The organism is Halorubrum sp. CSM-61, assembly GCF_003781945.1.
Classification (GTDB): domain Archaea; phylum Halobacteriota; class Halobacteria; order Halobacteriales; family Haloferacaceae; genus Halorubrum.
In genome coordinates this window covers 143,722-157,090 of record NZ_RJJW01000002.1, presented here as the reverse complement: position 1 = coordinate 157,090, position 13,369 = coordinate 143,722, and the positions used below count along the sequence as shown (strand labels likewise).

At 70.0% G+C, this 13,369-nt stretch carries 13 protein-coding genes; 7 read left to right on the top strand and 6 right to left on the bottom strand.

From position 1 onward, the window contains the following. Window positions 1-9: 9 nt before the first annotated feature. Together EDM04_RS03925 and EDM04_RS03920 are read left to right on the top strand one after the other, a co-directional pair. Window positions 10-1,590: a cobyric acid synthase gene (locus EDM04_RS03925; RefSeq protein ID WP_123620171.1), complete on the top strand. Its 1,581-nt coding sequence runs from the start codon at window positions 10-12 to the stop codon at window positions 1,588-1,590. Between the two features lie 51 nt (window positions 1,591-1,641). Next, window positions 1,642-1,830 carry a hypothetical protein gene (locus EDM04_RS03920; RefSeq protein ID WP_123619852.1) on the top strand — a complete coding sequence of 63 codons (189 nt, stop codon included), beginning with the start codon at window positions 1,642-1,644 and terminating at the stop codon, window positions 1,828-1,830. A 46-nt stretch (window positions 1,831-1,876) separates the two neighbouring features. Here EDM04_RS03920 and EDM04_RS03915 read toward each other — a convergent pair whose 3' ends face one another. Beyond that, on the bottom strand, window positions 1,877-2,182 hold the full coding sequence (locus tag EDM04_RS03915) for a MazG nucleotide pyrophosphohydrolase domain-containing protein (RefSeq protein ID WP_123619851.1): 306 nt from the start codon (window positions 2,180-2,182) through the stop codon (window positions 1,877-1,879). 121 nt (window positions 2,183-2,303) lie between these two features. On the opposite strand from EDM04_RS03915, the gene npdG reads away from it, so the two are divergent. Continuing rightward, window positions 2,304-2,972 carry an NADPH-dependent F420 reductase gene (npdG, locus tag EDM04_RS03910; RefSeq protein ID WP_123619850.1) on the top strand — a complete coding sequence of 223 codons (669 nt, stop codon included), beginning with the start codon at window positions 2,304-2,306 and terminating at the stop codon, window positions 2,970-2,972. Between the two features lie 58 nt (window positions 2,973-3,030). Then, window positions 3,031-3,873 (top strand): polyprenyl synthetase family protein, encoded by an 843-nt coding sequence (locus tag EDM04_RS03905; RefSeq protein ID WP_123619849.1) that lies wholly within the window; start codon window positions 3,031-3,033, stop codon window positions 3,871-3,873. Between the two features lie 64 nt (window positions 3,874-3,937). Here EDM04_RS03905 and EDM04_RS03900 read toward each other — a convergent pair whose 3' ends face one another. The 5 genes from EDM04_RS03900 to EDM04_RS03880 all read right to left on the bottom strand — a co-directional run bounded on the left by EDM04_RS03900 (window position 3,938) and on the right by EDM04_RS03880 (window position 10,325). Further along, on the bottom strand, window positions 3,938-5,269 hold the full coding sequence (locus EDM04_RS03900) for an ABC transporter ATP-binding protein (RefSeq protein WP_123619848.1): 1,332 nt from the start codon (window positions 5,267-5,269) through the stop codon (window positions 3,938-3,940). Beyond that, a complete protein-coding gene (locus tag EDM04_RS03895; RefSeq protein WP_123619847.1) occupies window positions 5,262-6,506 on the bottom strand; it encodes an ABC transporter ATP-binding protein in 1,245 nt (414 codons plus the stop codon). Before EDM04_RS03895 ends, EDM04_RS03900 begins: the two co-directional genes overlap by 8 nt. Further along, window positions 6,503-7,522 carry an ABC transporter permease gene (locus EDM04_RS03890; protein WP_123619846.1) on the bottom strand — a complete coding sequence of 340 codons (1,020 nt, stop codon included), beginning with the start codon at window positions 7,520-7,522 and terminating at the stop codon, window positions 6,503-6,505. The genes EDM04_RS03895 and EDM04_RS03890 overlap by 4 nt, the downstream gene beginning before the upstream one ends. 118 nt (window positions 7,523-7,640) lie before the next feature. Then, complete coding sequence (locus tag EDM04_RS03885) at window positions 7,641-8,660, bottom strand: ABC transporter permease (RefSeq protein ID WP_123619845.1); 1,020 nt, start codon at window positions 8,658-8,660, stop codon at window positions 7,641-7,643. Window positions 8,661-8,666: 6 nt separating this feature from the next. Beyond that, complete coding sequence (locus EDM04_RS03880; protein WP_123619844.1) at window positions 8,667-10,325, bottom strand: ABC transporter substrate-binding protein; 1,659 nt, start codon at window positions 10,323-10,325, stop codon at window positions 8,667-8,669. Between the two features lie 153 nt (window positions 10,326-10,478). Between EDM04_RS03880 and EDM04_RS03875 the strand changes: the two genes are divergently transcribed. From EDM04_RS03875 to EDM04_RS03865, 3 genes are all read left to right on the top strand, one after another. Then, the gene (locus tag EDM04_RS03875) at window positions 10,479-10,934 is read left to right on the top strand and encodes a hypothetical protein (protein WP_123619843.1); all 456 of its coding nucleotides are present in this window, start codon (window positions 10,479-10,481) and stop codon (window positions 10,932-10,934) included. Window positions 10,935-11,051: 117 nt separating this feature from the next. Continuing rightward, window positions 11,052-11,765, top strand: coding sequence for a phosphoribosyltransferase family protein (locus EDM04_RS03870; protein WP_123619842.1), 714 nt, complete (start codon window positions 11,052-11,054; stop codon window positions 11,763-11,765). Between the two features lie 189 nt (window positions 11,766-11,954). Then, window positions 11,955-13,334 carry an NCS2 family permease gene (locus EDM04_RS03865; RefSeq protein WP_123619841.1) on the top strand — a complete coding sequence of 460 codons (1,380 nt, stop codon included), beginning with the start codon at window positions 11,955-11,957 and terminating at the stop codon, window positions 13,332-13,334. The last annotated feature ends 35 nt before the right edge of the window (window positions 13,335-13,369 follow it).

Below are 13,369 nucleotides of genomic sequence, written 5' to 3'. Positions count from 1 at the left end.
AGCGAGAGGATGGGTACCGACGCCGGCGCCGGCGCCGACGCCGACACCGTCCTGATCGCCGGCACCGCCAGCCACGCCGGCAAGAGCACGCTCGCGGCCGGGCTCTGCCGGCTCCTCGCGCGCCGGGGCGTCTCGGTCGCCCCGTTCAAGGCCCAGAACATGAGCAACAACGCCCGCGTCGCGCTCGCGCCAGACGGAGAGTGGGGCGAGATCGGCGTCTCCCAGCACGTGCAGGCGCGGGCAGCCGAGGTTCCGGCGACGACCGACATGAACCCCGTCCTGCTCAAGCCCCGCGGCGACGGCGAGAGCCAGCTGGTGTTCGACGGCGAGGCGGTCGGCCACGTCGCGGCCGGCGAGTACTACGAGTCCCACTGGGACCGCGCGCGGGACGCCGCGGTCGCGGCGCACCGACGACTGGCCGCCGACCACGACGTGATCGTCGCGGAGGGGGCCGGGAGCATCGCCGAGATCAACCTCCACGACCGCGATCTCGCGAACGTCGAGTGCGCCCGCTTTTCCGACGCCGCGATCCTGATCGCGGTCGACATCGAGCGCGGCGGCGCCTTCGCGAGCCTCTACGGCACCCTCGAACTCCTCCCCGACGACGTGCGCGAGCGCGTCGCCGGCGCGGTCATCACGAAGTTCCGCGGCGACCCGTCCCTCCTCGAACCCGGCATCGAGGAGATCGAGGACCGGACGGGCGTCCCGATCGTGGGCGTCGTCCCCCACGACGATCCCGGCCTCCCGGCGGAGGACAGCCTCTCGCTGCCGGACGCGGGCGACGATCGCGGCGCCGGCCGGGGCGAGGTCGCCGGCGTCCTCGGCGCGGACGACGGCGTCCCCGACGACGAGGCGGTCCGGGTCGCGGTCCCGCGGTTCCACCGAATCTCGAACTTCACCGACCTGGAACCCCTCGCGCGCGAACCCGGGGTCCGGGTGGCGTACGTCCCGATCGACGCGTCCGGCAGTGGGGCCGACCGACCCCTCTCTGACGCCGACGCGGTCGTGCTCCCCGGCTCGAAGAACACGGTCGACGACCTGCTCGCGCTGCGCGAGGCGGGCCTCGACGAGGCGATCCGCGGCTTCGAGGGGCCGATCGTCGGGATCTGCGGCGGATACCAGATCCTCGGCGAGCGGATCACGGGCGCCCACGTCGAGGGGACGGGACCGGCCAGCGAGGTCGAGGGCGTCGGCGTGCTCCCGGTCGAAACCCGCTTTTCGCCCGACAAGCGCGTGGAGCGCGTGACTCGGCCCGTCGACGGGGTCGGTCCGATCGCGGGGGCGACCGGGACCGCGGCCGGCTACGAGATCCACATGGGTCGGTCGTCGCCGACCGACGAGACCGCCCGACCGCTCGGCCCGGAGAGCGCGGCGACCGACCGCGTGCTCGGGACCTACCTCCACGGGCTCTTCGAGAACGAGGGCGTGCGAGAGGCGTTCGTCGATCGCGTGTTCGAGGCGGCCGGGACGTCGCGACCGGCGGTCGAGGAACCGAACGCGGCGCGATCCGGGTCTCCCTACGACCGCGCCGCCGACCTCGTCGCCGAGCACGTCGATCTCGCGGCCGCGGGGCTCGGTGAGTTGGGGTGACCGCGCCGGGGCGGCGCAACCGATTTCACGAATACGAACGACGGATCGCGTATGGTCTCCCGCGAGAACGCAGTCATCGGGACGTGTATCGCCCTCACGGTCACCGTCGCCTTGGCGATCGAGTCGCTGAACCTGTCGTATCCGGAATGGGTCCCCCTCGCGCTGTTCATCGGCGGCGGGGTCGTCGTGCCGCTGGCGATCAACGAGACGCTCGACCGGCGTGAGAGGGCGGCGGAGTAGCGGTACCGCGCTCCGCGGTTCGGTCGGCCATCGCCGAGTCGGTCCGTCAGCGCCCGGAGCTCGCGTCTCCCGACTCGTCGATCCGGGATTCGTACTTCGCCAGCGACTCGTCGAGCGCGTCCCCCGCGTCGACCTCGGCCGCGTCGGCGAGCGCGAGCAGCGCGAACAGCGCGTCGCCGATCTCGTCGGTCGCGATCGCGGCGGCGTCGGGGTCGCTTCCGTACTCGGTCGACGTCGTCACCTCCTTGGCGATCTCGCCGACCTCGCTCTCCAGGTCGAGGACGCGGTACGGGAGGTCGGCTTCGAGTCCGTGCTCGTCGACGAACGCGCTGACGCGGTCCTGCTCGTCCATGGGCGTCGGCTCGCCACGCTCGGAAAAGAAGCCCCCGATCCGGGCGGGGGCGCCCGGTCCGAACGGTGGCGAGGACGGCCGGTCACGCAACCACTAAGACGCGAGCGCCGCGACTGATCGTATGAAAATCGCGATACTCGGCGGAACGGGCGATATCGGACAGGGGCTCGCGCTCCGGCTCGCCGCCGACACCCGTCACGAGGTCACGGTCGGCTCGCGCGACGCGGAGAAGGCGGAGACCAAGGCCGAGGAGTACACCACCGAGCTCGACAGCCGCGGTATCGACGCCGCGGTGGCGGGCGCCGAGAACGAGGTCGCCGCCGCCGCGGCCAAGGTCGTCGTGCTCGCGGTCCCGCCGTACCACGTCGGCGACACCGTCGAGGGGATCGCCGACGCGCTCGATCCGGGCGACGTGCTCGTCTCTCCCGCGACCGGGATGAAGCGCGACGACGAGGGCTTTCACTACCACAAGCCCGGCGCGGGCTCGGTGACGCGGATCGCCGCGGACGCCGCGCCCGGGGGAGTCGACGTCGTGGGCGCGTTCCACAACCTCGCGGCCGCCCGCCTCGCGAACCTCGACGCCGACCTCGGGATCGACACGCTCGTGATCGGCGACGACGAGGACGCGAAGGCGACCGTGACCGACCTCGCGGAGGGGATCGAGGGGCTGCGCGCGCTCGACGCCGGCGGCGTCGCCAACGCCCCGGAGATCGAGGCGCTCACGCCGCTCCTGATCAACGTCGCCGAGAACAACGACGGGCTCCACGACCTCGGGATCCGCTTCGAGTGAGGCGAGGCCGGCGACCGTTCCGTTAGGCCTTTGCGCGACCGGTCCCTCCGGGCGATAGATGGAGTACCTGGAGCGCCGGGTCGCGCTGGTCGAGGAGCGGCTGGAGGCCGTCATCGACGAGGTCGAGCCCGACGAGCTGTCCGCGGAGGTCGGCCACGTCGTCCTCGCCGGCGGCAAGCGGGTCCGCCCCGCCGTGACGATCCTCGCCTGCGAGGCGTTCGACGGCGACCCCGACGCCGCCGTCGACTTCGCGGCCGGGATCGAGTTCGTCCACAACGCGTCGCTCGTGATCGACGACATCATCGACCGCTCCGAGGTGCGCCGCGGCACGCCGTCGGCGTGGGCCGAGTACGGCTACGGCCCGGCGATCATCGCCAGTGACGGACTGCTGGGCGAGGCGTTCGCGCTCTTCTCCGCAGAGCCCCGCGCGATGCGGACCGTCGCCGAGGCGCTCGTCGAACTCGGGGAGGGAGAGGCCACCGAGCTGGCCGCCCGGCCGACCACCGAGGAGGAGTACATGGAGCTCGCCCGCCGGAAGACCGGCGCGTTGTTCCGGGCCGCCGCCGAGCTCGGCGCGATAGCCGGCGGCGCCGAGCCCGACGCGGTCGCCTCGTTCGGCGAGTACGCCGAGCGCGTCGGCGTCGCCTTCCAGATGCGTGACGACGTGCTCGACGCGACCGCGGACGCCGACGACCTCGGGAAGCCGACCGGGCAGGACGCGGAGATGGACCGCCCCTCGGTCCTGCAGGTCACGTCGCTGTCGCCCGCGGAGATAGACGAGCGCGCCCGCGAGCAGTCCGACCTCGCCCTGGCCGCGCTCGACGACGCCGACCCGCCGGAGACGGAGGCGATCGAGTACCTCCGCGACCTCGCGGAGTTCGTCGTCGTGCGGGAGCGGTAGGGAGGGAGAGCGACCGCCGCCGCTCCGATCGTTTCGCCACGCGTCGCCAGAATTCCCCGAGGAGCTACCGCGACGACGCTCCGACCTCCGGAGCGTCGTGATCCGCCTCCCACTCTTCGCGGGCCGCCTCCACGTCGGCCGGCTGTTCGTTCCGCAGGCACGCGTCGGGATGGTTTCCCGCCGGCAGCGCGGGATCGATAGCCTCGCAGGGCGACCGGTAGCGCTCCCGCAGCGTCGCCGCGGCTGCCTCGCGATCGCCGTCGGCGAGCGCGCGGATCGCCTCGCGGACCGTCTCCTCGTCGTTGTCAGGCAGGTCCTCGTCGAACGCCTCCTCGCGGAGCGCGTCGACGAACGCCGCCCGGTCCTCTCTGTCCGGATCGCCGACCCGCTCCCACCGCGTGTCCACGTCGATGTCGCCGTTCTCGATCCGGGTCCTGAACTCGCTGATCTCGCGGAACGCCGCCTGCGGCGCGTCCAGCCACGGCGGCTGGATCAGCTCCGGGCACCGCGTCCGGAACGAGCAGCCCGAGGGCGGGTCCCGCGGCGACGGCACGTCGCCGCGGATCGTCTCGACGACGCGGTCCCGCTCGTCGGTGTCCGCCCGCGGGACCGACTCCAGCAGCGCCTTCGTGTACGGGTGTTGCGGGTCCTCGAAGATCTCCTCGGTGGGGCCGATCTCGACGATCTCGCCGAGATACATCACGGCGACCCGATCGGAGATATGCCGCACCACGGAGAGGTCGTGCGCGATGAACAGGTACGTCAGGTCGCGCTCCGCCTGCATGTCGGCGAGCAGGTTCAACACCTGCGCCTGCACGCTCACGTCGAGCGCGGACACCGGCTCGTCGAGCACGACGAACTCCGGATCGATGGCGAGCGCGCGGGCGAACCCGATGCGCTGGCGCTGCCCGCCGGAGAACTCGTGGGGGTACCGGTCGATCTGGTCGGCGGAGAGGCCGACCTCCTCGAGGAGGGTCTCGGCGCGCTCGCGCCGCTCCGCGGCGGTCCCCACGTCGTGGATCGCGAGCGGCTCCGTGATGATCTCGCCGGCGGTCATCCGCGGGTCCAGACTGGAGAACGGGTCCTGGAACATCACCTGCGCCCGCCGCCTGAACGCGTCCATGTCGCCGCCGGAGAGCTCGAAGACGGGGTCGCCGTCGAACGTCACGGAGCCGCCGGTCGGCTCGCGGAGCCGCATCAGCGTCTCCGCGAGCGTCGACTTCCCGCAGCCGGACTCGCCGACGACGCCGAGCGTCTCGCCCTCGCGGACGTCGAAGGAGACTCCGTCGACCGCCCGCACCGCCTCCGGCTCCGCGCCGGTCAGCCGGTCGAGCAGCGTGTCGTTCTCGTAGTAGTACTTCTCGAGGCCGTCGACGGTGACGAGGGGATCAGTCATCGCTCACCTCCGCGTCGGGGGCGGCCGACTCGTCGGACGCGGTCGACCCGTCGTCCCCGGTCGCTCCGCCGTCGGTCGGTCTCGCGAGCCGCTCGGCGGGGACCGCGTCGGCCTCGCTGTACTCGCGCTCGGCGAGGACGCAGCGGGCGCGGTGGCTATCGCTCACTTCGTACTCCGGCAGTCGCGTGAGGCAGTCGGTCATGGCTTTCGGGCAGCGATCGGCGAAGTAACAGCGGTCGGGCATGTTCGCGTCGACGAGGTCCGGAACGTTGCCCGCGATCGGTTCGAGCCGCTCGCCCGGGCGGTCGATGTCCGGCACCGAGCCCAACAGCCCCTTCGTGTAGGGGTGGACCGGGCGGTCGAACACGTCCGTCAGGGTGCCGCGCTCGACCACCTCGCCGGCGTACATGACGCTCACCCGGTCGGCGACCCGAGCGATGACCCCGAGGTTGTGGGTGATGAGCACGACGCTCATCTCCATGGTCTCCTGGAGGTCGGCGAGCAGGTCGAGGATCTGCGCCTGGATGGTCACGTCGAGCGCGGTCGTCGGCTCGTCGGCGACGAGGAGGTCCGGGTCGCCGGCGAGCGCCTGCGCGATCATCGCGCGCTGGAGCATGCCGCCGGAGAACTGGTGGGGGTACTCCTCGGCGCGCTCGGCCGGGTCGGGGATGCCGACGCGCTCGAGCAACTCGACCGCGCGGTCCCAGCTCTCCTCGGAGGTGTACGAGCGGTCGGGGAGGGCGCCGTCGAGGAGCATCCGGCCCAGCCCGTACCCCTGCGTCCGCGACCGGGTCGAGCGCGGGTTCGCGCTGGCCCGGCGCTGCACCTCGGCGGCCTCGGCGATCTGCTCGCCGACGGTGATCGAGGGGTTGAAGCTGCTCATCGGGTCTTGGAAGATCATGCTGAACGCGGAGCCGCGGAGCGACCGGCGCTCCGCCTCGGAGAGCCGGCGGAGGTCGACGAAGTCGCCGTCGACCGCCTCGGGCCGGTCGCCTTCGACCCGCTCCGCGAGGTCGGCGTTGTTGTACCAGACCTCCCCGCTCGTGATCTTCCCCGGCGACTCGACGAGGTCGATGAGCGAGAGCCCGGTGACGGACTTCCCGCTGCCGGACTCGCCGACGACGCCGAGGACGGAGCCGGCCTCGACGGTGAACGAGACGTTCTCGACCGCGTTGATCTGCCCCTCTTCGGTGAAAAAGCGCGTCGAGAGGTCCCGGACGCGAAGCAGGTCGGTCACGGCGCACCCCCCTGTCCCTCGATGCCCGGGTCGAGGGCGTCGCGCAGCCAGTCGCCGATCAGGTTGATCCCGACGACGGCGGCGACGATGGCCAGCCCGGGGACGGTGGCGATCCACCACGACGACGAGAGGTACTGCCGCCCCTGCGCGATGTCGAAGCCCCACGAGAGCTGCGCCCCCGAGAAGCCGAGGAACGACAGCGAGGACTCCAGCAGGATGATCGCGGCGATCTGGATCGTCGCGAGCACTAAGATCGGCGTCAGGCTGTTCGGAAGCACGTGTCTGAGTATCACGTGCAGGTCGCTTCCGCCCATCGATCGCGCCGCCTTCACGTACTCCTGATCGCGGACGGAGAGCGCTTCGCCGCGCGCGACGCGGGCGAACCACACCCAGTTCACGAGCGCGACGACGACGATCACGGTCCCCGGTAACACGATGTCCTCGGGCATCTCCGCGGACGCGATCCCGAACGCGACCAGCGGGTCGGGGATGCGCAGCGACGCCTGCCCCCACAGCCCGATGAGCGCGATCGCAAGCACGAGCGAGGGGAACGCCAGCATGACGTCGGCGAATCGCATCAGCGCGTCGTCGACCCGACCGCCGTAGTAGCCGGCGGTGATCCCGACGGTGACGCCGAGCACGACGGCGATCGCCGTCCCGAACAGGCCGACCAGAAGCGACGTGCGCGCGCCGAACATGGTCCGGGAGAGCACGTCGCGGCCGAGCGAGTCGGTGCCGAGCGGGTGCTCGGCCGTGGTGTTGACGACGACCTCCTCCTCGACGATCTGCACCTCGCCGTCGACGGTCTCCGAGGTCGTCTGGTTCTCCGTCGCCGTGAACCCGAGCGGCGGGACGTTCGCGTTGTCGAGGTTCTGGTCCGTCGGGTCGTGCGGTGCCAAGAGCGGGGCGAACACCGCCGTGAAGAGGATCACGGCGAGGATCGCGATACCGAACTTCGCGAGGAGGCTCCGAGACAGCTCGCTCCGGAGGTTCCGAAGCGTTCGGGGGGAGATCACCGGAGACTCACCCCCCGACCCGCCTCGGACGATGCCCCGCAAGCCGCCCCGGTCGTTCGAGAGTCGCCCGTGCGACACGCTACACCGCCTGAGAGGGGGGAGAGATATCGGTTCGTCATCAGTGGACCACCCGCGGATTGAGGTACGCGTACAGCGCGTCGACGAAGATGTTTATCAGCACGAACCCGGTCCCGATCACGATCAGCGACCCCTGGATCAGCGGCCAGTCGCGGACGTTGATCGAGTCGATCACGAGCGTGCCGAGCCCCGGCCACGAGAACACGGCCTCGGTGATCACCGCGCCGCCGATCAGGGTCCCCAACTGGAGCCCCAACACGGTGACGATAGGGATGAGGGTGTTCTGGAGCGCGTGTTTGTACTGGATCAGCGACTCGGGGAGTCCCTTCGCGCGCGCGGCGCGGACGTACGGCTGCCCGAGCTCCTCGATCATCCCGCTGCGGGTGAGCCGGGTGATGAGCGCGGTGAAGTAGGTGCCGAGCGTCACCGCCGGCAGCGCGATGTGCCACAGCCACGTCCGCATCCCGTCGAGGAACGCGCCCACGTCCATCGGGACGGCGAGCCCGTTCTCGACCGTGACGAGGAACGCGAACGTCTCGAAGAAGCCGATCGGTCGTCGGCTCGTCGGGAACAGCCCGAAGTTCACCGACAACACCAGGATGAGCATGATCCCGAGCCAGAAGTTCGGCGTCGAGATGCCGACCAGCGAGAACAGGGTCGCCCCGTAGTCGGCGGGCTCGCGCCGGCGCGTCGCGCTGATGACGCCGAGCGGAATCGCGATGACGACCGCGACGACGGTCGCCGCGACCGCGAGCTCGACGGTGGCCGGCACGCGGGCGAAGACGATCGTACTCGCCTCCGTCCCGCGGAGGTACGAGTAGCCCATGTCTCCCTGCAGGAGTCCGACCACGTAGTCGGCGTACTGGACGTACAGCGGCTGATCGAGGCCCAGTTCCGCGGCTATCTGCGCGCGAAGCTCGGCGCTCGCGTCCAGCGGCGCGACGAACGTCACCGGGTCGCCGGGGGTGATGAACCGCAGCAGGAACACCGCCGTCACGACGCCCCACACGACCAGCACGCCTTGTATCCCGCGTTTCAGGAGGAACCGTCCCAGCGCCATCGGGCCTTAGTTTTCGCCCGGCAGGTTCTGGGAGTCGGCCATGAGCTCGTCGACCTCCTCGTCTTCCCGGTAGCTCGAGAGCGCCCCGTCGGAGGTGAGAAGCGGGATGATCGTCTGGCTGGCGTCGAACGTGGTGTTCCCCCAGCCGAGGAGGTAGAAGTGCGGCGTGTTCTCGATGTCGCCGCTCGTCACCTCGCCCGCGAGGGAGGCGAAGTCGCGCTGCTCGACGTCACAGGAGACGTTCGAGAGCTCGTCGATCTGGCTGGCGACCGCCTGCGCGATCTCCACGTCGCGGAGGTACCGACCCACGGGCGTTTCGAGGGTGATCTCGGCGCCGGCGTGACCGGACTCCTCGACGAGCTGTTCGGCCTGCTCGACGTCCTGCGGGTACGGACCGACCTCCTCGTTGTAGCCGACGAACCCCTCGAGGGTGGGCTGGCCGGTCGGGTCGGCGAACCCCTGCAGGACGTTCTCGATGATGCTGTCTAAGTCGATGGCGTAGTTCATCGCCCGGCGGAACTCCACGCTGGAGAACGGCTCCACGTCGTACCGCATGGCGTTGAAGATGACGCGGGTGCTCGGCACCGCCGTGACCTCCGTGGTGTCCTCGTCGCGGACGCGGCTCACCTCCTGCGGCGGCACGTTGACGACGAGATCCGTCTCGCCCGCGAGCAGCTCCGAGACGCGCGTGCTCGCCTCGCTGGCCGCGCGGATCGTCAGCTCCTCGATCTCCGGCGCGTCGCCCCAGTAGTCCTCGTGGGGCTCGTAGACGATCTCCACGTCCTGCTCGTACTCGACGACCTGGAACGGGCCGGTCCCGTTCATGTCGGAGTTGATCTCCGAGGACTCCCGCGACTCGATCCAGTCCTGCTGAACGACCTTACAGTACGAGGCGAAAAGCGAGAACACGATCGGGTTGATCCCGTCGGAGGTCACCTCGACGCCGCCGTCGACGACCTCGGCGCCCGTGACGCCGGCGAGCTGGTCGTTCTGCGGGCTCGCGATCCCGACCTCCTCGTCGACGACCCGATTGACGCTGTAGGCGATGTCCGAGGGCTGGAGCTCGTCGCCGTTGTGGAAGGTGACGCCGTCGCGGATCTCGAACCGGACGCGGCCCTCTTCGAGCCGCTCGTAGTCGGTCGCGAGCGAGTCGATGATGTCGCCGTCGGCGTCGCGGCCGAGCACTCCGTCGTGGGCCTGCACGACGATGTTGTCCGTCGGCGTCTCGCGGTGGTCGTGGGGGTCGAGCCCCGAGTCCATCGACGACTGGGTGATCGTGACCGACGGCTCGCCCTCGGTCACCGAGATGGCCTGCGCCTCGATCAGCTCGTCGCGGCGGGCGGTCCAGTCGAGCCGGTTCGCGATCCCGTACACGCTGTACTGGCGGTTGAGGTAGACCCACGGGGCGCGCTCGTTGAGACGGAGGTTCGCGCGCTGGAGGTGCTCTTCGCGGGTCTCCGGCTCTGGGAGCTCCTCTCCGTCCTCGCCGTCGGAGCCGTCCGAACCGTCGGTTCCGTCGGAACCGTCGCTACCGTCCGTGCCGTCGCTGCCGTCCGAGCCGTCGCCGCCGTCGTCCGAACAGCCGGCCAGCCCGACGGTGGCCGCAGTGCCTCCGACGTACTTGAGGTACGTCCGGCGGTTCACGTCCGAGTCATCGCGTGACATAGGCGGTTCAATACTATCGGGGGATATAAGATCTGTGGTCACGTAGCACGGGGATCGCCGGCGTCAGAGCCGCGCATGCGGTCGTTTTCGCGTTACCTGTCCCGCGACGACGAGGCGGGAAGGTTTACCTTCCCGCGGCGTCGCTCCCTCCCTATGAGCAGAGCCGACCTCGGCGAGCGGTGGCAGCGCGTGTTCGACGACACCGAGGCGACGGCGGCTGAGTACCGCGACCGCGGGTGGGAGGCGCTCGCGCTCCACCCCGGCGACGTGAACCCGATCGCCGACGAGGCGCGGCTCCACGTCCTGTTGCCCGGCTCGGAGTTCGACGAGGTCAACGACCTGCTGTCCGGGGTCGAGATCGAGTCCGTCCGGGTGTACGCGGCGGCGGGCGAGACGGCCAGCTACCGGCTGGTGGTCGCCGAGAGCGCGACGGAGGAGGTCGCCGTCTGCGTCCCGACGTTCGTCCTCGACTCGGACCGGGAAGCGCTCGAGGCGGCCGCGGCCGACGCGGGCCGACTGACGGTCCGACTCCGCCCGCTCGACGACCGCGACCGCGTGGAGTTCGTCCTCGACGAGCCGGACCTCTACTTCCGCGCGCCGGGGGAGTAACGACGCCGCGACCGCGCCGTTCGCCCCTTCCGGGGACCTCCCGGGTGCCACGTTCGTGGCGATCCGTCCCTCCGAGGACTTCGACGTATTCATACTTGTGCGATCACGATCATCTGCATGAACCGAGCAGAGAAGGCCGCCCTCCAGCTGCAGGCGGTCGCCGTGTTGCGGATGCTGAAGGAGACGCGAACCTACGAGGAGCTGTCCGAGGTGACGGGGTTGCCCGCGGGCGACTTAAACCGGTACGTCAACGGCCACGTGCTCCCCGGGACCGACCGCGCGAGCGAGGTCGTCGAGGCGGTCGGCCGCGACGCGCTCGCCGACGAACTCCTCGCTCGCGTCGAGTTCGACGACGAGGGGTACGTCGACAACTCCGGGGTCGTCTTCGACCAGTCGTTCCTCGATCTGGTCGCGCCCGTCGCCGCGGAGACGTTCGAGTTCGAGTCGCCGGACGTGGTGCTCACCGCCGCCACCGACGGGATCACCCTCGGCGCGGCGATGGCCTCCTTCTTCGACGCCCGCTTAGCGTACGCCAAGAAGTCGAAGGAGACCGCCGTCGAGGAGTTCATCGAATCGCGCCAGCGGCTCGCCTCCGGGATCGAGCTCACCTACTACCTCCCCGCGAGCGCAATCGACGCGGGCGACACGGTCCTCGTCGTCGACGACCTGATCCGGTCGGGCGAGACGCAGGAGCTCCTCTTGGACATCGCCTTACAGGCCGACGCCGACGTCACCGGCGTGTTCACCCTCATCGCCGTCGGCGACGAGGGGATGGACCGCGCGCGAGAGATCACGGACGCCCCCGTGGGCGCGCTGACGACGTTCGAATAGGCGCGGTCGCGCTTCGTGTAGGCGTATTCGCACCCCGTGTGGGCATATTCGCATTTCGAGTAGGCACGTTCGCGCATTTCTCTCGGCAATTAAACGTTTCAATCCGATATTGTATCCATATATTTGCATAGTTCTCGGTGGCGTTCAGCAAAGCTTATCACTCGATCCGGGGGTACACTCACCCGTTCAATGGGGCTTACAGACACGCTCGCTGCGCGGTTCGACCTAGAGGAGCACGACTCCGACGTCCGGACGGAGCTGGTTGCCGGGCTCACAACCTTCCTCGCGATGTCGTACATCATCGTGGTGAACCCCGCGATCCTCTCGGAGGCGATCCAGATCGAGGAGTACGGGCAGGGCGAAGTGTTCCAGATGATCGCCATCGCGACGATCCTCTCGGCGGCGATCGCGACGGTCGTCATGGCGCTGTACGCGAACCGGCCGTTCGGGCTCGCACCGGGGCTCGGGCTCAACGCCTTCTTCGCGTACACGGTCGTGCTCGGGCTCGGCGTCCCGTGGCAGACGGCGCTGGCCGCCGTCTTCGTCGAAGGGATCCTGTTCATGCTGCTCACCGCGGTCGGCGCGCGCGAGTACGTCATCCGGCTGTTTCCAGAGCCGGTGAAGCGCTCGGTCGGCGCCGGTATCGGTCTCTTCCTGCTTTTCATCGGCTTCCAGGAGCTCCAGATCGTCGTCCCCGACGACGCGACGCTGGTCACGCTCGGCGGGGTCTTCGGAAACCCGTGGGCGGTCTTAGGGATACTCGGGCTCGCGTTCACCTTCGGCCTCTGGGCCCGCGGGATCACGGGCTCGATCGTGATCGGCATCCTGACGACCGCCGCCGCCGGCTGGGGGCTCACCCTCGCCGGCGTCTTCGGACGCGGGACGATCACGCCCGAGACGCTCCCGAGCGCGCAGTACGACATCACGCCGCTCGCGGGCGCGTTCGTCGACGGGCTGGGACAGATCGACCCGCTCACGTTCGTCCTGGTCGTGTTCACGTTCTTCTTCGTCGACTTCTTCGACACCGCCGGGACGCTCATCGGCGTCTCGCAGTTCGGCGACTTCCTCGACGAGGACGGCGACCTCCCCGACATGGATAAGCCGCTGATGGCCGACGCGGTGGGGACGACCGCCGGCGCGGTGCTCGGCACCTCCACGGTGACGACGTACATCGAGTCGTCGACGGGCGTCGAGGAGGGCGGCCGCACCGGCCTGACGGCGCTGGTCGTCGCGCTGCTGTTCCTCGCGTCGCTCGCGGTGATCCCCGTCGTCGCCGCCATCCCGGCGTACGCCTCCTTCATCGCGCTGATCGTCGTCGGCGTGATGATGCTGCAGGGGCTCGTCGAGGTCGACTGGGAGGACCCCGCGTGGGCCGTCTCCGCCGGACTCACCGTCACCGTGATGCCGTTCGCCTACTCGATCGCCGACGGGCTCGCGGCCGGGATCGTCGCCTACCCGCTGATCAAGGTCGCGGTCGGCGAGTACGACGACGTCGCGCTCGGCCAGTACGTCATCGCGGCGCTGCTGGCGCTCTACTACGTGCTGCAGACGCGCGGCGTCATCCTCTAGGCGGCGTCACCCTCTGAGCGGCGGCGTCGGCGCGG

Coding starts and splice junctions, on each gene's coding strand:
- EDM04_RS03925 (WP_123620171.1), top strand. CDS start 10: ATGGGTACCGACGCCGGCGCCGGCGCCGACGCCGACACCGTCCTGATC.
- EDM04_RS03920 (WP_123619852.1), top strand. CDS start 1,642: ATGGTCTCCCGCGAGAACGCAGTCATCGGGACGTGTATCGCCCTCACG.
- EDM04_RS03915 (WP_123619851.1), bottom strand. CDS start 2,182: ATGGACGAGCAGGACCGCGTCAGCGCGTTCGTCGACGAGCACGGACTC.
- npdG (WP_123619850.1), top strand. CDS start 2,304: ATGAAAATCGCGATACTCGGCGGAACGGGCGATATCGGACAGGGGCTC.
- EDM04_RS03905 (WP_123619849.1), top strand. CDS start 3,031: ATGGAGTACCTGGAGCGCCGGGTCGCGCTGGTCGAGGAGCGGCTGGAG.
- EDM04_RS03900 (WP_123619848.1), bottom strand. CDS start 5,269: ATGACTGATCCCCTCGTCACCGTCGACGGCCTCGAGAAGTACTACTAC.
- EDM04_RS03885 (WP_123619845.1), bottom strand. CDS start 8,660: ATGGCGCTGGGACGGTTCCTCCTGAAACGCGGGATACAAGGCGTGCTG.
- EDM04_RS03880 (WP_123619844.1), bottom strand. CDS start 10,325: ATGTCACGCGATGACTCGGACGTGAACCGCCGGACGTACCTCAAGTAC.
- EDM04_RS03875 (WP_123619843.1), top strand. CDS start 10,479: ATGAGCAGAGCCGACCTCGGCGAGCGGTGGCAGCGCGTGTTCGACGAC.
- EDM04_RS03870 (WP_123619842.1), top strand. CDS start 11,052: ATGAACCGAGCAGAGAAGGCCGCCCTCCAGCTGCAGGCGGTCGCCGTG.
- EDM04_RS03865 (WP_123619841.1), top strand. CDS start 11,955: ATGGGGCTTACAGACACGCTCGCTGCGCGGTTCGACCTAGAGGAGCAC.